This window comes from Alishewanella maricola, assembly GCF_016343785.1.
In the GTDB taxonomy this organism is placed as follows: Bacteria; Pseudomonadota; Gammaproteobacteria; order Enterobacterales; family Alteromonadaceae; genus Alishewanella; species Alishewanella maricola.
Genome location: NZ_JAEINI020000001.1, coordinates 608,043 through 624,809, shown reverse-complemented (window position 1 = coordinate 624,809; position 16,767 = coordinate 608,043). Strand labels below are relative to the sequence as shown.

The following is a 16,767-nucleotide window of genomic DNA, read 5'->3' as shown; positions in this document are numbered from 1 at the left end:
GCAACAACGCTAAATCACAACTTGAGTTAACGCCTGACAAATAATGGATTAATTGGCATGGGCAAATTTAAAGCAGACATCAAATTTGATGTCCAAAATCTAAACCCTGTGCTGGCGTCGTGGCAGTTTTCAGCCAGTAATCAAGCACCGGATGCGCAACAGTCTGTTCTAAAAACCTTAGACCTCAACCTGCTAAATAGCATTTTTGAGAACTTTCAAAAAGCCTTAGGCGTGTCAATCGCGCTGATTGATTTACAAGGTAAAGTCGTCTCTTCATCTAACTGGCAACGCGTTTGTATGCAGTTTCATCGTCAGCACCCGGCTAGCCTTAAAAATTGCATTAACTCTGATACAACTCTCGCTAACGAAGCCATAAAACAGCAAAATTATGCCACTTATGCGTGTTTAAATGGCTTAATTGACTGTGCAGCGCCAGTAAAAATAAACAATAAGCACGTAGCTAATCTTTATATTGGTCAATTCTTTATAAAAAAACCGGATTTAAACTTTTTTAAACAGCAAGCAAAAGCACATAATTTTGATGAAGATAGCTATTTAAAAGCGATTGCCGAAGTCCCTATTATCCCAGAATCAAAAATTGAAGCGATGATGAAACTGATCGCTTTTCTGGCAGAACAAGTCGCAGAGCTGAGCCATAGCAATTATAAAGCAGACCGCATGCTGCAAATTGTCGAGCAACAAGTAAAAAATCGAACGCACGAATTAGAAATGCAAAACCAGATCCTTAGTATGATCAGTCATGGTTCGGTATTGTCTGATGTTTTAATACAACTTGTTCGACAAATTGAAGCCCAATATCCTGAAATATTATGCTCGATACTGTTACTCGATGACGCGCAGTATTGTTTACGCGTGGCCGCCGCCCCTTCGTTACCTCAAACGTTTAATGATGCTATTGATGGATTAACACCGGGCCCTGATGTCGGATCTTGCGGCAGTGCGGCTTACAGTGGCCAAGCTGTTATGGCTGAGGATTTATTACAACATCCTCATTGGCAAGCCTATCGCGAATTGGTGTTATTGAACGACTTAAGAGCCTGTTGGTCAATTCCGATAAAAAATGCCCAAGGTAAAGTGTTAGGTGCATTTGGCTTTTATCAAAAAGAACCCGGCTTACCCTCGGCTGAGTTTAGCAGCAAGATGTCTATTTTCAGTAACTTAGCTGAGCTTGCCATTTCCCGCTCGCTCTCAGCTGAACATATTCATAAAATGGCGTTTTATGATCATCTCACCGGTTTAGCCAATCGCCGCTTATTGGATGATCGCCTACAACTGGCTTTTAAACAAAGCAAGCGCAGCAACAGCTTTGGCGCTTTATTATTTATCGATTTGAATCATTTCAAGCCAGTGAACGATCGCTTTGGCCATAAAGTGGGCGACTTACTACTGATTGAAGTAGCGAATCGGCTAACAAATCAAGTACGAGAAGTCGATACGGTTGCTCGCTTAGGGGGTGATGAGTTTGTCATCGTGTTGTGCGATTTAGACTGTGATGCCGATAAAGCAAAAACGCTGGCACAACAACTGGCCGAAAAAATCAGTGCGGCTTTAGCAGAGCCTCATGTATTTACCGAAACGCTTGCCGTAAAGCATAGCTGCACGGGTAGTATTGGCGCTAACTTATTTCATGGGGCACTTCACAACAGTTCAGACGTATTGCGACAAGCAGACATGGCGATGTACCAAGCTAAACAGCAGGCTAAAGCCATTTGCTGGTTTGAATCTCGTTAATGCCTACTTACTTAACAAAAGTGTAACGGTGTATGTCTACGGCTTGACAAGACTGAGCCATGCACCGACTATAACGTTGTAACCTCGTTATCCTCATTAATTCAATAAGACTAAGAGATTTTATGAAAAAGTCATTACTTGTACTGGCACTGGCCAGCGGTTTCGCTATGGCAGATGAAGGCATGTGGATGCCGCAACAGCTGCCCAATATTGCCACTGAATTAAAAGCAGCTGGCCTAGAATTAGATCCAGCTAACTTGACGAAATTAACCGAATTCCCAATGGGCGCCATCGTCAGTTTAGGTGGCTGTTCAGCGTCTTTTGTTTCACCACAGGGATTAGTAGCCACTAACCATCACTGTGTTTACAACAGCATCGCGCACAACTCTACTGCAGAGAATGACTTACTCAGAAATGGTTTTTTAGCCAAAACTTTAGCCGAAGAAGTGCCGGCCGCACCGGGTAGCCGTATCTATGTCACTAAGGCGGTTGATAACGTCACTAACAAAGTGATTGATGCCCGTACCGCCAAATTATCTGGTAAAAAGCGTGTAGACGCGATTGAAGCCAATCAAAAAGCCATCGTTGCGGAATGTGAGCAGGATGCGGGGCATCGCTGTTCTGTAGCGGCTTATTACGGCAGCTTAGAATATTATTTAATTAAGCAATTAGAAATTAAAGATGTGCGTTTAGTGCACGCCCCTGCCGAAGGTGTCGGTAAATTTGGTGGCGACACCGATAATTGGATGTGGCCACGCCATACCGGTGATTACGGTTTTCTGCGAGCTTATGTTAGCCCTGAAGGGAAATCAGCCGATTTCCATGCGGACAACGTGCCTTACACCCCAGATTTTCACTTGAAATTAGCGAAAGAAGGCTTAAAAGAAGGTGATTTTGTGATGGCATTAGGCTATCCGGGGCGCACTAACCGCCATCGCTTACCGTCTGAAGTGGCGGACACCTTTGAGTGGAGCTATCCGAACACCGTTAGCCAGTTTGCTGAAACACTGGACATTATTGGCCGCGAAACGGCCGATGACCGTGATGCAGCATTAAAATATGCCAGCCGAGTGGCAGGTTTAAATAACTACATGAAAAATCGCCAAGGCATGCTCGATAGCTATGCACAAAGCGATTTTCTAGCGCGTAAACAAGCTGAACATCAAGCATTGACCGCTTGGGTTAACAGCAATAACGCCAACAAAAAAGCCTATGCCAAAGATCTGGCTAATATCGAAAAACTGTTAAAAGAGCAGCAGCAACAAGGCCGCGATAATTATTTACTGAATAATGCGAGCCCTCGCTTACTTGGCACAGCCCGCAGTTTGTACCGCTTGGCGCAAGAGAGCACTAAGCCCGATGCAGAGCGAAAAGCAGGTTTCCAGGCACGTGATTTACCGCGCTTTAAAGCCTTTATCGCCGGTATGGATCGCTCTTTTGATGTGCGTGTAGAAAAAGCGTTAGATCTGCAAAGCTTAACTAAGTATGTTGCTTTACCGAAAAAACAACGCAATGCCGACTTCGACAAAGCGATGGGCATCAAAGATAATATGGATCAAGCCGCTTTAGTAGCACTGATTGATAGCTGGTATGCCGCTACTGTATTAACGGATGCAGCACAGCGCGCGGCCCTGCTCGAAAGCACACCCGCACAATTTGCTAATAGCAACGATCCTTTTGTTAAAGCCGCAGTGGCACTGTACAAAACGGATCGTTCAAAAGAAGCGGAGCAAGAAGAGCTAGGTGGCAAGATCCAACAAGCTTATGCCAGTTACATGCGCGCGAAAATTGCCTTTATGCAATCACAAGGTAAAGCCGTTTACCCTGATGCCAACAGCACACTGCGTGTCACTTACGGTAATGTTACCGGTCGGGCTCACGGTAATGAAGATGGTAACGCTTGGACCGCATTCACCACCCTGCGCGGTATTACTCAAAAAGCGACCGGCGAAGGTGAATTTAATGCACCACAAAATCAACTTGATGCCATTAAAGCCAAAAACTATGGCCCTTACGCAGTTGATAGCATGAATTCAGTTCCGGTGAACTACCTTGCCACCTTGGATATTACTGGCGGTAACTCAGGCTCGGCCGTGTTAAATGGTAAAGGTGAGTTTGTGGGGTTAGCCTTCGATGGTACGCTAGATTCTATTATCTCTGATTGGGATTTTAACCTAGCGAACACGCGCTCAATCCAAGTCGATTTACGCTTTATGTTATGGCAGATGCAAGTTGTCGATAAAGCTGATAACCTGTTAAAAGAACTAGGTGTAAACTAAACCACTCCCCCAAGTCGGTTGACACTGGCTTGGGGGTTTTCATCTTGCACTTTATGCTTTTTCCGCCAACAACTGCACTGCTAATTTAACAAAATCAGATGACGTTAAAATACCAAGTAGTTTATTGTCGCCAGAGACCACTGGCAAACAACCATGCCGATTACTGACAAAAAACTCTGCCACATCAGTTAAGCTTTGATCGGGTGTGACTGTGGCAAAATCGGTTAACATTAATGTCGCTACACCTAACTGTTGTTCTTTATGATCTAGCGCCGCCGCACCGTATTTCGCCAAAAGATTAATCACAGCACCAATCAACACTTTTTGCGTTAACATGCCAATTAAGAAGCCCTCGTTATCAATCACCGGAATATGCCGGATATTTTTTATCCTCATCAACTCATGCGCGTCTTTCAAGGTGGCGCCGCGTTGCAGTGATAGCGGATCTGGGGTCATTAAATCAGTGACAGTTTGCATACTCATCGATACTCCTTATTCGCAGTAGCATAGCGCAACAGGATGCACTGTGCTTGCCCAACCCTTTAGTTATAACGAATAAAAGCCCTTACTGCTTCGGTACAGATCAACTTTTTATGATTTTAAGGGTTTAAAAACCCAACTTAGCTCGCTGCAGCAGATTTACTGCTTAAGGTGCTGCCTAACGAAGCACTGATCACTAATAAAATGGCGAGCCATTGCGTTAAGCTGAGTAACTCGGCTAAAAACAAGAAACCCGCTAAAGCCGCAATAGCCGGCTCTAAGCTCATCAAAACACTAAAGGTTTGCGCGGGTAGTTTTTTTAATGCCACCATTTCTAAACTATAAGGTATGGCACTGGATAACGCTGCCACGCCAATCGCTAATGGGATCACCTGCCAACTGAGTAAACTCTGCCCAGCAGAAAAGAGGCCAAGCGGCAACAGAAAGCTCGCGGCTACAGCCATCCCCAAGGCAACCGTGACACCCCCTGAGGCTAAGCTGCCAGCACGTTGCCCAAATAAGATATAACCCGCCCAACAAGCTCCCGCCCCCAGCGCCAGCGCAACACCGACGGGATCTAAGGCATCAACCGAGCGCATATCGGGTAACAGCAATACTATCCCCGCGATGGTTAGTGCAACCCACAATAGATCACTGCGTTTTCTTGAAGAGAATAACGCCACCGCCAGTGGGCCGGTGAACTCTAACGCCACACCTATACCCAATGGAATGCGCGCTATGGCTAAATAGAATAATAAATTCATGCCTCCTAAACAGACGCCATAGATAAAAACGGCTCGCCAATTGCGACCGACGGGTAAATGTCGCCAAGGTCGAAACACTAACCACAACATTAAAGCAGAAAAACCGATACGCAGACCGGTCGTACCTGTTGGGCCAATTAGAGGAAATAATTGCTTGGCTAAAGACGCACCGGATTGGATCGTCAACATCGCCATCACCACACTGGCAATCGCTAAGAAAAAGGTTTTGTTTAACGGCACATTATTCTCCGAATGCGCAATGGAATAGTTGTGGTATGCGAAGCCAATCGCCCTGATGGCCTGTTTTATACATTATTTGCACTGAAACTAGGCAACTGCTTTCATTTCAAGCACAAATTTTAGCAGTTTTAACGGCCTGAGCCTGATGTAATTTTCAAACTTTATTCATTTCAGCATCTTACACTCGCAAATTGTTACGCTTCACACTGGCATACAACCTGCAATAATCGTGTTTAGACCTTCCGCCTGAGTGAACGACCTAGGCCTGCAATCATGAGGTGAATTATGGAAAATCTATCCCGTCGCAGCCATCCTCTTCGCGATTTATTGGATAAAGAATTACAACAGCGCACGTTTCCGCCTTTAACGGCCCCCTGTAGACTGTGTCATTTTATGCTGACCTTAGCCCCCGCGTCACGCGCCCTAGAGTTTCAATGTATGCAGCAATTGGCTGCACAGCAAGGCAGCCAATTAACCGAAGCAGCACAAGATCTTACCTTATCACTGTATGGCCAATGGCTGCGCTGGGAACGACATGGTGAGTTTTCCAGTTATACATTTATTCGTGCTGACGCCGAAAAGCCATGGTTTGATGATCCATTAGATTTTTTGCCCTCACGTGATTGGTTTGATCACATCCCAGGGCAAATTTTTCGGATTGTACAACTGACGATCATTGATGCTAAACAACCCTTAGCGGCACAACAAGTGGCGCGCTTGTTTAATGCCGAGAATTGTATAAACAGCTTATTAGCTGCAGGCAAAGCCAAAATATGGACAGATTTTCAAAAACATGCTGAAGGTGCCGGTCGCATGCTGCTGCTGGATCAAGGGCTCTCTGCTGCGGCATTAGGCCGTTTAGTGCAGCAATTATTTGATTTAGGAAATTATCGAAAATTATCGCTACTCGGTTGGCCGGTCTCAAGACAAAGTTTGCAGCAACTCAATAGCTTAGAGCAAAATTTAGCTTCGCTGACTCAACGTATTGAACTAGAACGCGATAATGATGAACAGTTACTGGATCAGATCAGTCAGCTTGCGGCAGGAACAGAGCGCTTAATTGCCGAAAACAGTTCTCGATTAGAAGCCACCGCCGCTTATTATCAATTAACCTTGGATCGACTAAAAGCTTTAGACGAAACTAGTATTGACGATAAGCTATCGCTACAGGATTTTACCGAACGCCGTTTAACCCCGGCTTATCGAACCAGCGCATCGGTGCAACTGCGGCAAAATAGCTTGTCAAACCGGTTAGGCCGCTCAATTGAGCTACTACGCACCCGGATGAGTTTAAAATTAGCTCAGCAAAATCAGCAATTGCTGCTTTCGATGGAACAAAAAGCAAAACTGCAATTAAAATTGCAGCAAATGGTCGAAGGCTTGTCATTAGTGGCGATTAGCTATTATGCGGTGCAATTAGCCGATAAGTTATTGCGCTCATTAAGCTATTGGCTACCCGAATTACCGATAGCGCTCTGGCAAAGCATTAGCGTTCCCGTTATCATTTTAATGGTCGCGGTAGTATTAAAATGGTTATCCCACCGCGTTAAACGCCAAACCTGACAGCAAGGATCTCCGGTAATGCCAAGCGTGCGATGGGCCACACTAAGCGTAAGTAGTATTTGTTTAATCTTTAGCGCCCTGCTCGCGGCGACAGACCGTATCACCGAGCCGAAAACGACGATTAAACTAACGCCTAATAGTGCACCTTTACCGCAACCGACTGCCAGCAGCGCTAATACACCCAAGGTGTTAGTTTATAAAACCATGCTGCCCGATGGCAGCGCACGATTTTCAGATCAACGCCCTGTTGGCCAAGCTTTTGAATTATTGCGCTTTGATTGCTTTGCTTGTGCCCCTAACTCCAGCATTGACTGGCAAAAAACACCGTTATTTAAACAACGTTTTGCACGGTTAATTAATCAGGCGGCAGCTGAGCATCAACTAGAAACGGCTCTAATCCGGGCGGTGATCCACGCCGAGTCGGCATTTAATCCCAACGCTATTTCCGCAAAAGGAGCAATGGGACTCATGCAACTGATGCCCGCCACAATGCAGCAATTTCAGGTCTTAAATGGCTATGAGCCCGAACAAAACATTCGTGCTGGCAGTCAATATTTAGGGCAGTTGTTAAAAGACTATCAAGGCGATCTTACCTTAGCGTTAGCGGCTTATAACGCGGGGCCAGGCAACGTAAAACGCTATAATGGCATTCCACCTTTTGCAGAAACTCAGGCTTACATTGAGCGGGTGCAGATTTTACGCCGCCGTTATGCCGCAGATTAAATTTGGTGGACAACATTAAGTCATAATTGACCAAAGACGCTTAACTTTTAGGTTTGGCTAACAAAGCGGCTTTCATTATATCCTTCCATGATAACAAGCCTAGCAGGTGCTGTTGATTGTCGGTAACTAAAATACAACTGATATTATGCTCGATTAACATAGCCGCGATAACTCGAATACTGGTATCCAAGGGTACAGTAATCACCGGCGAGACCATCACTTGATGCACCTTTCGCGTGCGCATAAACAAGCCTAGCGTTGTTTCGCTAGCCGAGTCGATAAGCGGGCTGACCTCTTTAAAATAATCTTTTACTGAGACAATACCTACCACTTTATCGCTGCTATCGACAACCGGCACATGCTGAAAATGCGACTGTTTAAAAACGTTACGCAGCGAAGATAAACTGGCATCACCTTGAGTGGTTACCAGTTTGCTGCGAGGAGTCATGATCGAACTTAAACCCATAATTTGTTGGCGCCTATTCTTTATCCATGCCGTCTAGGGTGACTCCGGACAAGAAACCTGAACCTTTAACTTCATTATTACGCAGTTTAATCATTAAACGTAAGTCATTGGGAGAATCGGCATGATGTATCGCATCGGTATAGCTGATCACATCGGCCTTGTACAGATCATACAGCGCTTGGTCAAAGGTTTGCATGCCTAACTCGCGTGACTTTGCCATCACCGTTTTAATCTCGGCAATTTGCCCTTTACTGATTAAATCGGCAATAAACGGAGAATTGAGTAACACTTCAATGGCGGCAACACGCCCCTTACCGTCGGAGGTAGGAATTAATTGCTGCGCCACAATACCGCGTAAATTCAGTGATAAGTCAAATAGCAACTTACTGTGCATCTCTTTTGGTACGAGATGCATGATGCGGTCAATCGCTTGGTTGGCATTGTTCGCGTGCAAGGTGGCGATACATAAGTGCCCGGTTTCGGCGAAAGACAGTGCAAACTCCATGGTGTCTTGTGAGCGAATTTCACCAATCAAAATCACATCAGGAGCTTGGCGTAATGAGCTTTTTAGTGCTGAGTCAAAAGTATCAGTATCCAAGCCGACTTCACGCTGGGTAATCATACTGCGGCCATGCTCGTGCACAAACTCGATGGGATCTTCAATAGTCAGAATATGCCCTTTCGAGTTTTTGTTTCGGTAACCAATTAATGCCGCCAAAGACGTCGACTTACCAGTACCCGTTCCACCCACAAACAGCACTAAGCCGCGTTTGGACATGATGATTTCTTTTAAAATCGGTGGTAAACCCAGATCGTCAACATTCGGAATGGTGGTCACGATGCGCCGCATCACCATACCGGCTTTGTCACGTTGCCAAAAGGCGGAAACACGGAAACGCCCCGCATCATTGGCAATCGCAAAGTTACATTCTTTGGTGGTATTGAACTCGTGCTGCTGTTTTTCACTCATCGCCGACAACACTAAATTTAACGAATCGACTTCTGATAAGCGTTGATCATCAATCGGCTGTAATTCGCCGTTAATTTTTGCCGCCACCGGCATACCTGCGGTGATAAATAAATCCGAGGCTTTTAACTCAACCATTTTTTTCTGATAATCAACCAGCTGCATATAAACCCCGATTACATTCTGCTAAAGGTATTTTTATCTTGCGCTTTCGCTGCCGCATCTTTTTGCGACACTAAACCACGGTTTACCAAGTTAATCAGACATTGATCCATGGTTTGCATGCCATGTGCCGCACCGGTTTGAATGACCGAATACATTTGAGCAATTTTATCTTCGCGGATCAAATTACGGATAGCCGGTAAACCAACCATAATTTCGTGCGCAGCAATACGACCACCACCGACCTTTTTCAATAAGGTTTGTGAAATAACCGCTCGCAAAGACTCCGATAACATCGAACGCATCATGGCTTTCTCTTCGCCTGGGAACACATCGATGATCCGGTCAATGGTTTTCGGCGCGGAGGTGGTGTGCAAGGTACCAAACACCAAGTGACCGGTTTCAGCGGCGGTCATGGCTAAACGAATAGTTTCTAAGTCACGTAATTCACCCACCAGAATTACATCCGGATCTTCACGCAAGGCAGAGCGTAACGCATTGCTAAAACTGTGCGTATCACGATGCACTTCACGTTGGTTGATCAAACTAAATTTATTGGTGTGCACAAATTCAATGGGATCTTCAATGGTTAAGATGTGATCAAAGCGCGTGGTGTTGATGTAATCGATCATCGCCGCCAAGGTGGTACTTTTCCCCGAACCTGTGGGCCCCGTCACTAGCACCAAACCACGGGGGTTTTCTGATATCGATTTAAAGATATCCGGTGCGCCGAGATCATCTAACGTTAATACGTCACTGGGGATGGTTCGAAATACCGCAGCCGCACCGCGGTTTTGTACAAAGGCGTTAACCCGAAAGCGAGCAAGGTTAGGCACGTCGAACGAAAAATCCGATTCTAACCGCTCTTCGTATTCCTTACGTTGCTTATCGGTCATAATCTCATACACTAACGCATGCACTTCTTTGTGCGTTAACGGCGGAATATTCAGTTTGCGTACATCGCCATCGACACGGATCAACGGCGGTACACCCGCAGAAAGGTGTAAGTCTGATGCTTTATGTTCAACACTAAAAGCTAATAATTCGGTAATATCCACGTTTAGGAAACTCCAATTTACTTATTTATGATGAATAACATAGCAGAACAACTTGCCCTCGCCTATCAGAAGCTAGCGAAAAATTGTGAACAATTACCAGAATCGCGCCAGCCCGTGCAATTAATCGCCGTGAGCAAAACGCAACCTGATACAGCCGTACTGGCCGCCTACGAGGCAGGTCAACGTCTGTTTGGAGAGAATTACCCACAAGAACTGGCCACCAAGGCTGAAGCGCTGGCACATTTACCAGACTTGCAATGGCATTTCATCGGCCCCATTCAGTCTAATAAAACGCGGATTATTGCGCAGTATGCCAGCTGGGTGCATAGCATCGATCGTTTAAAAATTGCTCAGCGCCTTAGCGAGCAACGACCTGCTGATTCCGCCGACTTACAGGTGTTATTGCAGATCAATATCAGCGATGAAGCCAGTAAATCCGGTATTGCGGCCACAGAGATGCTGGCACTGGCGGCCAGTGTTAATGCATTACCTCGCATCACTTTACGAGGTTTAATGGCTATTCCAGCACCTGGCGATGAGCACAAGGTAACAGCCGACTTTGCGGCGATGCAGGCGTTATCCATGCAGCTACAAGCACATTATCCGGCGGCGACTGAATTATCCATGGGTATGTCGAATGACTGGCCACTGGCTCTACCATACGGTGCAACTATGATAAGATTAGGCACCGCAATTTTTGGCGCAAGGAATTATGAAAAACATGAATGACAATCGGGTGGCGTTTATAGGCGCTGGTAATATGGCGCGCTGTGTTATCGCAGCCATGGTTAAAGCTGGCTATCCAGCAGAGAATATTATGGCGGCTAATCGTAGCCAACCAAAATTAACCGAGCTGGCAAAAGATTACGGTATTGCCACCACCTTAGATAATGCGGCCGCGGCCGACTGGGCAGACGTTATCGTGCTGGCGGTAAAACCGCAAATGATGCAAGACGTTTGCAGCGCACTGCTTGAGCAAGCTCCGCAGTGCCAGGACAAAATGTTCGTAACGCTGGCCGCAGGTTTACCGGTAGCACATTATGAAAATTGGTTAGGCAACATTAAGTTAGTTCGCGCTATGCCTAATACGCCATCGTTGGTTGCACTCGGTGTTACCGGCTTGTTCCCAAGCCGTTGTTCAAACTATGAAAAAGCCTTTGTTGATCATATGTTTCAAGGCACAGGCATGACAGTATGGTTAAATGAAGAACACGAAATTAATCATATTATTGCCGTAACCGGCAGCTCACCGGCTTACTTTTTTTACTTTATGCAATCGATGCAACAAAAAGCCGAACAATTGGGGTTTAGTGCCGAACAAGCAAAAGCCATGGTGGCACAAACCGCCTTGGGAGCCGCAACAATGGCGCTGCAAAGTGATTTAAGTTTTGCACAACTGCGCGCCCAAGTAACGTCGAAAGGCGGTACTACGCACGAAGCTGTCAGCACCTTTGCAAATAACGGTTTAGAAGAGATGGTGGCAAAAGCAATGCAAGCAGCGATTGATCGGGCACAAGCCATGGCCAAAAGTATTTAAGTTAGCGGAGAAACTCAAATGGAAGCAATACAGTTTTTAGTGCATACCGCTTTTACACTCGCCATTATGCTGATGTTAATTCGCTTTTGGTTACAGCTGGTTAGAGCCGATTTTTATAATCCGTTTAGCCAGTTTGTGGTAAAAGCCACCAACCCCGTTGTACTGCCTTTGCGCCGGGTGATCCCCAGTATTGGTAAACTCGACACCGCCACCTTATTAATCGCATATTTACTTGCAACAACCAAGTTTATTGTGTTGCAGTTATTGTTTTCTGTGTCGTTACAAATTGGCCCAAGCTTTATTTTAGGCGGCTTGCTGTTAATGAAAGAGATCCTCAGCTTAATTTTCTGGATCTTATTGATCCGCGCCATTATGAGCTGGGTTAGTCAAGGCCGTAACCCGATGGAACAAGTGTTTCAGCAATTAACCGAGCCGATGCTCTCGCCGATCCGTCGCATCTTACCGCCGATGGGCGGCTTAGATTTATCGGTGTTGATTGCCCTAGTCGCGCTGAAATTTATTGAGTTACTGTTCGCGGGCTGGTTCCGCGGTTTATAAGCACGGTACTCAAACGGTTTTTAAGGCCGTCGAATGGCGGCGCATTTCTCACCTAAAGCGGAGTTATCAAGATGCAACAACGCACAACGCACTACTTACTGTATCTGCTTATGCTAAGCAGTTTTTTGTTTGCAGGTACATTACAAGCTGAACAAAAAAAACAGTTAGGCGATTGGGATATTCACTATATTGCTTTTAACTCGACGTTTCTGACACCAGAAGTGGCCAGAGCCGCTAATCTAAGCCGCAATAAAAACAACGCGATCATAAATATTTCGGTACTGGATACGCAAACTCAGCAAGCACAAGCCGTGATTATTAGCGGCATAGCCCGAAATTTATTAGGGCAACAGCGCAGTTTAACCTTTCGTGAAATTAAAGACGGTGCAGCCATCTATTATATCGCTGTCATGCCTTTTCGTAATGAAGAGCAGTTTCGTTTTAGCCTCGACATTCGCCAAGGTAATACCCGTCAGCAACTGAATTTCGAACAAAAACTTTATACAGAATAAGGCTTAGGCATGAACAAAGTGGTATTGGCGACCGGAAATAAAGGCAAGGTGGCAGAGTTAGCCGCAATGCTCGCCCCTTTTTCGTTAGACGTGGTCACGCAAAGTAGCTTGGGCGTGAGTGATGCTGACGAAACTGGTTTAACCTTTATTGAAAACGCCATTTTAAAAGCCCGGCATGCTGCGGCCATCACCGGCCTACCGGCCATCGCCGATGACTCCGGCTTAGCTGTTGCAGCCTTAGCCGGCGCACCGGGGATATACTCGGCACGTTATGCCGGTCAGGGGGCGAGCGATCAGCAAAACTGTGAGAAATTGCTCAGCGCTTTAACTGATGTCCCGCCAGCGCAACGTCAAGCAACCTTTCATTGTGTGTTGGTGTATTTAAGCCATGCAGCTGATCCAACGCCACTTGTCTGTCATGGTCAGTGGCAAGGTGAAATTGCCTTAGCTGCTCGCGGTGAGGGTGGCTTTGGTTATGATCCCATTTTTTATCTGGCCGACTTAAATAAAACCGCAGCAGAGCTGAGCCCTGACCAAAAAAAGCAACGGAGCCATCGAGCACAGGCCTTGCAGCAACTGGTAAAGTTAATGTCATTGGCGCAAAGTAATAAGGCGGCAACTTGAGTTTGCAATTACCGCCTTTAGCACTGTATATCCATATTCCTTGGTGTATTCAAAAATGTCCCTACTGCGACTTTAATTCGCATGCTGTGAAACAAGGCATTCCTGAGCAAGAATATATCGCACATTTACTCAATGACTTAGATGAAGATCTACACCTAGTACGGCAACGGCCTTTGCACAGTATTTTTATTGGTGGTGGCACACCGAGCGTGTTTAGTGCTGACGGCATCAAGCAGATCCTCGACGGTGTGTTAAGCCGTATGCCCGCGCAACCCGAACTTGAAGTAACGATGGAAGCTAATCCTGGGACTTTTGAAGCGGAACGTTTCGCCGGTTATGTCGCAGCGGGTGTTACGCGCTTCTCGATTGGTGTACAAACGTTTCAAGCGGCACAATTAAGCGCGCTGGGGCGTATTCATAATGCTGACGAAGCGTGTCGCGCGGCAAAGCTAGCCGCAACCTTACCGCTAAAAAGTTATAACCTAGATTTAATGCATGGTCTGCCGGGGCAAACCGTCGCTGCTGCGTTAGATGATTTAGCCCAAGCCATTGCATTACAACCACCACATTTATCTTGGTATCAGCTGACCATTGAACCGAATACCGCTTTTGCTTCAAAACCCCCGACCTTACCTGATGACGATATCCTTTGGGATATTCAGCAACAGGGTCTGGCTTTATTAAGCGCGGCGGGTTATCAGCAATATGAAACCTCGGCTTACAGTAAAACAGGTCATCAGTGTCAACATAACTTGAATTACTGGCGCTATGGCGATTATCTTGGTATTGGTTGTGGTGCACATGGCAAGATTACCTTACCCAGCCGCAACAGTATTTTGCGCACGGTTAAAGTAAAACATCCAAAAGGCTATATGGATTTAAGCCGTAGCTATCTGGATGAGCGCCAGCAAGTGGAGCCGGAGGATCGCCCCTTCGAATTTTTTATGAATCGCTTCCGCTTGCTTGAGCCTTGTCCTATGGCCGACTTTACGGCCTATACTGGCTTACCCTTAAGCTATATCACGCAGCCAATCACCACCGCCATTAACAAAGGTTTGCTGCGCGAAATACCGGGGCATTGGCAAATCACGCCTTTAGGGGCACGTTACCTAAACGATTTACTGACCCTATTTATTTAGATGCGACAAGATAAAGGAAGCACAATGCAGAAAAAACCTAAATATACTCTGGCTTTATTGCCACTGCTGTTATCTGCCGCCTTAGTTAGCGGTTGCGGCCCAAAACCCGCGGAAACGAATGTCAGCGAGCCCGCTTCGCAACAGCAGCAAGTAGATGTGAATGAGCGCGCCAATCAACTCTTTGAACGCATTTTTAATGAACGTGTGCAGCGTAGCCCAATTTTACAAACCAGCTTGGGCATCAAAGATGATTATGACAAGTGGCAAGATCTGAGCGACAGTGCCTTCGCCGCAGAATTAGTGCAAACGCGTGAACATCTTTTATTGTTAGCCACCATCGACCCTGCTGAATTAGATGCACAAACCCGCCTAAGTTATCAGTTAATGCAGCAGCAATTACAAGATATGCTGACCGATGCAGAGTGGCGTTTATACAGCTACCCCGTTAATCAGATGTATGGCGTGCACTCACAAGTGCCCTCGGTGTTGATTAATCAGCATAAAATCAGTGATATCAGTGATGCAAAAGCCTATATCGCTCGGTTAAATGCCGTGCCCAAATTATTCGAGCAGTTAAAAAAACAATTAAAACAGCGCGCTGATGTTGGCATTATTGTGCCAAAGTTTGTTTTTCCGCACTTAAAAAGCGCTAGCGAAAATTTGTTACAGGGCGCCCCTTTTACTGAGGAAGGTGATAGCACCCTTCTGAGCGACTTTACCAGCAAGGTCACCGCGTTAAATTTGCCAGCTGCAGAACAAAAACTGCTGTTAGATGAAGCGAAGGTTGCGCTTTTAACCAGTGTTGGCCCGGCTTATCAGCAGTTAATCAGTTATCTAGGCGAGCTAGAAAAATTAGCCGGTACCGATGATGGGGTGTGGCGTTTTGAGAAAGGCGCGGCGTTTTATCAAAATCGTTTAAACCGTATGACTACCACGGATATGGATGCCGCTACCATCCATCAATTAGGCTTAGATGATGTCGCTCGCATTCATAAAGAAATGCAGGCCATCATGCAGCAAGTCGGCTTTGCGGGTAACTTAGCCGAGTTTTTTGTGTTTATGCGCGAAGCGCCGCAATTCTATTACCCTGAAACCGCAGAGGGTAAAGCCGCTTATTTAGCCGAAGCCACTGCACTTATTGATAATATGCGCACCCGGCTGGATGAGCTGTTTATCGTGCAGCCTAAGGCACCGATGATTGTCAAAGCGGTTGAGCCGTTTCGCGAAGCCAGTGCCGGTAAAGCTTTTTATCAGCGGCCATCAATGGACGGCTCGCGCCCAGGTATCTATTACGCCAACTTGTATCAAATGAGCAGTATGCCCATTTATCAGATGGAAGCGCTGGCCTATCACGAGGGCATTCCGGGGCACCATATGCAATTGGCGATAGCGCAAGAGCTAGAAGGTATCCCTAAGTTTCGCCGTTTTGGTGGCTTCACTGCCTATATTGAAGGTTGGGGTCTATACTCTGAACTGGTGCCAAAAGAAATTGGGCTCTATCAAGATCCCTATTCAGATTTTGGCCGCTTAGCGATGGAGTTATGGCGCGCAGCACGGTTAGTGGTTGATACCGGTATTCATGCTAAAGGCTGGACACGTGAACAAGCCATCCAGTATTTAATGGATAACACACCGAACCCTGAAAACGATGCGATCAAAGCTATTGAGCGTTATATTGTGATGCCAGGTCAAGCCACCGCTTATAAAGTCGGCATGATGAAACTGCTAGAATTACGCCAGCACGCGAAAGAGCAATTGGGCGAGCAGTTTGATATTCGTGAGTTCCATCAAGTGGTTCTTGCCAATGGTGCCGTGCCGTTGGATGTGCTTGAGCAATTAGTCAACGACTATATCCGCGAGCGCAGCACGCCAAACGCCAGCTAAGGCCAACCCTCTGGACCCCACTGCCCAACACGCCTTGATGTGTTGGGCAGAATTAAAAA

At 46.2% G+C, this 16,767-nt stretch carries 16 protein-coding genes; 11 read left to right on the top strand and 5 right to left on the bottom strand.

The features are described 5' to 3' along the window. Positions 1 to 57 precede the first annotated feature (57 nt). Together JAO78_RS03055 and JAO78_RS03050 are read left to right on the top strand one after the other, a co-directional pair. A complete protein-coding gene (locus tag JAO78_RS03055; RefSeq protein WP_226749869.1) occupies positions 58 to 1,752 on the top strand; it encodes a PocR ligand-binding domain-containing protein in 1,695 nt (564 codons plus the stop codon). Between the two features lie 122 nt (positions 1,753 to 1,874). Next, entirely contained in the window at positions 1,875 to 4,031 is a 2,157-nt protein-coding gene (locus JAO78_RS03050) for a S46 family peptidase (RefSeq protein ID WP_226749868.1), read from the top strand. A 51-nt stretch (positions 4,032 to 4,082) separates the two neighbouring features. Here the strand turns inward: JAO78_RS03050 and JAO78_RS03045 are convergent, their stop codons facing one another. Both JAO78_RS03045 and JAO78_RS03040 read right to left on the bottom strand, forming a co-directional pair. Continuing rightward, entirely contained in the window at positions 4,083 to 4,514 is a 432-nt protein-coding gene (locus JAO78_RS03045) for a CBS domain-containing protein (RefSeq protein WP_226749867.1), read from the bottom strand. 137 nt (positions 4,515 to 4,651) lie between these two features. Continuing rightward, positions 4,652 to 5,470 carry an EamA family transporter gene (locus JAO78_RS03040; RefSeq protein WP_226749965.1) on the bottom strand — a complete coding sequence of 273 codons (819 nt, stop codon included), beginning with the start codon at positions 5,468 to 5,470 and terminating at the stop codon, positions 4,652 to 4,654. Positions 5,471 to 5,800: 330 nt separating this feature from the next. On the opposite strand from JAO78_RS03040, the gene JAO78_RS03035 reads away from it, so the two are divergent. Next, complete coding sequence (locus tag JAO78_RS03035) at positions 5,801 to 7,078, top strand: DUF3422 domain-containing protein (protein WP_226749866.1); 1,278 nt, start codon at positions 5,801 to 5,803, stop codon at positions 7,076 to 7,078. A gap of 18 nt (positions 7,079 to 7,096) precedes the next feature. Then, positions 7,097 to 7,801, top strand: coding sequence for a lytic transglycosylase domain-containing protein (locus JAO78_RS03030; protein WP_226749865.1), 705 nt, complete (start codon positions 7,097 to 7,099; stop codon positions 7,799 to 7,801). Between the two features lie 40 nt (positions 7,802 to 7,841). Here JAO78_RS03030 and JAO78_RS03025 read toward each other — a convergent pair whose 3' ends face one another. From JAO78_RS03025 to JAO78_RS03015, 3 genes are read right to left on the bottom strand one after another with little or no spacing between them, the layout of a single operon-like run. Further along, positions 7,842 to 8,267, bottom strand: a complete 426-nt coding sequence (locus tag JAO78_RS03025) for a CBS domain-containing protein (RefSeq protein WP_226749864.1) — start codon at positions 8,265 to 8,267, stop codon at positions 7,842 to 7,844. A gap of 13 nt (positions 8,268 to 8,280) precedes the next feature. Then, the gene (locus tag JAO78_RS03020) at positions 8,281 to 9,399 is read right to left on the bottom strand and encodes a PilT/PilU family type 4a pilus ATPase (RefSeq protein ID WP_226749863.1); all 1,119 of its coding nucleotides are present in this window, start codon (positions 9,397 to 9,399) and stop codon (positions 8,281 to 8,283) included. 11 nt (positions 9,400 to 9,410) lie between these two features. Further along, positions 9,411 to 10,454, bottom strand: a complete 1,044-nt coding sequence (locus tag JAO78_RS03015) for a type IV pilus twitching motility protein PilT (RefSeq protein ID WP_226749862.1) — start codon at positions 10,452 to 10,454, stop codon at positions 9,411 to 9,413. A 30-nt stretch (positions 10,455 to 10,484) separates the two neighbouring features. Between JAO78_RS03015 and JAO78_RS03010 the strand changes: the two genes are divergently transcribed. From JAO78_RS03010 to JAO78_RS02980, 7 genes are all read left to right on the top strand, one after another. Further along, a complete protein-coding gene (locus JAO78_RS03010) occupies positions 10,485 to 11,183 on the top strand; it encodes a YggS family pyridoxal phosphate-dependent enzyme (RefSeq protein WP_226749964.1) in 699 nt (232 codons plus the stop codon). Next, positions 11,176 to 11,991: a pyrroline-5-carboxylate reductase gene (proC, locus tag JAO78_RS03005; protein WP_226749963.1), complete on the top strand. Its 816-nt coding sequence runs from the start codon at positions 11,176 to 11,178 to the stop codon at positions 11,989 to 11,991. The genes JAO78_RS03010 and proC overlap by 8 nt, the downstream gene beginning before the upstream one ends. An 18-nt stretch (positions 11,992 to 12,009) precedes the next feature. Continuing rightward, on the top strand, positions 12,010 to 12,549 hold the full coding sequence (locus JAO78_RS03000) for a YggT family protein (RefSeq protein ID WP_226749861.1): 540 nt from the start codon (positions 12,010 to 12,012) through the stop codon (positions 12,547 to 12,549). Between the two features lie 71 nt (positions 12,550 to 12,620). Further along, a complete protein-coding gene (locus JAO78_RS02995) occupies positions 12,621 to 13,061 on the top strand; it encodes a DUF4426 domain-containing protein (protein ID WP_226749860.1) in 441 nt (146 codons plus the stop codon). 9 nt (positions 13,062 to 13,070) lie between these two features. Next, positions 13,071 to 13,685: an RdgB/HAM1 family non-canonical purine NTP pyrophosphatase gene (rdgB, locus tag JAO78_RS02990; protein WP_226749859.1), complete on the top strand. Its 615-nt coding sequence runs from the start codon at positions 13,071 to 13,073 to the stop codon at positions 13,683 to 13,685. Beyond that, on the top strand, positions 13,682 to 14,824 hold the full coding sequence (gene hemW, locus JAO78_RS02985; RefSeq protein ID WP_226749858.1) for a radical SAM family heme chaperone HemW: 1,143 nt from the start codon (positions 13,682 to 13,684) through the stop codon (positions 14,822 to 14,824). The genes rdgB and hemW overlap by 4 nt, the downstream gene beginning before the upstream one ends. 24 nt (positions 14,825 to 14,848) lie before the next feature. Continuing rightward, positions 14,849 to 16,708 (top strand): DUF885 domain-containing protein, encoded by a 1,860-nt coding sequence (locus tag JAO78_RS02980; RefSeq protein ID WP_226749857.1) that lies wholly within the window; start codon positions 14,849 to 14,851, stop codon positions 16,706 to 16,708. Positions 16,709 to 16,767: the final 59 nt, after the last annotated feature.

Excerpts from the sequence above, each read along its gene's own strand:
- JAO78_RS03055 (WP_226749869.1), top strand. The coding sequence starts at position 58 with ATGGGCAAATTTAAAGCAGACATCAAATTTGATGTCCAAAATCTAAAC.
- JAO78_RS03050 (WP_226749868.1), top strand. The coding sequence starts at position 1,875 with ATGAAAAAGTCATTACTTGTACTGGCACTGGCCAGCGGTTTCGCTATG.
- JAO78_RS03045 (WP_226749867.1), bottom strand. The coding sequence starts at position 4,514 with ATGAGTATGCAAACTGTCACTGATTTAATGACCCCAGATCCGCTATCA.
- JAO78_RS03040 (WP_226749965.1), bottom strand. The coding sequence starts at position 5,470 with ATGGCGATGTTGACGATCCAATCCGGTGCGTCTTTAGCCAAGCAATTA.
- JAO78_RS03035 (WP_226749866.1), top strand. The coding sequence starts at position 5,801 with ATGGAAAATCTATCCCGTCGCAGCCATCCTCTTCGCGATTTATTGGAT.
- JAO78_RS03030 (WP_226749865.1), top strand. The coding sequence starts at position 7,097 with ATGCCAAGCGTGCGATGGGCCACACTAAGCGTAAGTAGTATTTGTTTA.
- JAO78_RS03025 (WP_226749864.1), bottom strand. The coding sequence starts at position 8,267 with ATGGGTTTAAGTTCGATCATGACTCCTCGCAGCAAACTGGTAACCACT.
- JAO78_RS03020 (WP_226749863.1), bottom strand. The coding sequence starts at position 9,399 with ATGCAGCTGGTTGATTATCAGAAAAAAATGGTTGAGTTAAAAGCCTCG.
- JAO78_RS03010 (WP_226749964.1), top strand. The coding sequence starts at position 10,485 with ATGAATAACATAGCAGAACAACTTGCCCTCGCCTATCAGAAGCTAGCG.
- proC (WP_226749963.1), top strand. The coding sequence starts at position 11,176 with ATGAATGACAATCGGGTGGCGTTTATAGGCGCTGGTAATATGGCGCGC.
- JAO78_RS03000 (WP_226749861.1), top strand. The coding sequence starts at position 12,010 with ATGGAAGCAATACAGTTTTTAGTGCATACCGCTTTTACACTCGCCATT.
- JAO78_RS02995 (WP_226749860.1), top strand. The coding sequence starts at position 12,621 with ATGCAACAACGCACAACGCACTACTTACTGTATCTGCTTATGCTAAGC.
- rdgB (WP_226749859.1), top strand. The coding sequence starts at position 13,071 with ATGAACAAAGTGGTATTGGCGACCGGAAATAAAGGCAAGGTGGCAGAG.
- JAO78_RS02980 (WP_226749857.1), top strand. The coding sequence starts at position 14,849 with ATGCAGAAAAAACCTAAATATACTCTGGCTTTATTGCCACTGCTGTTA.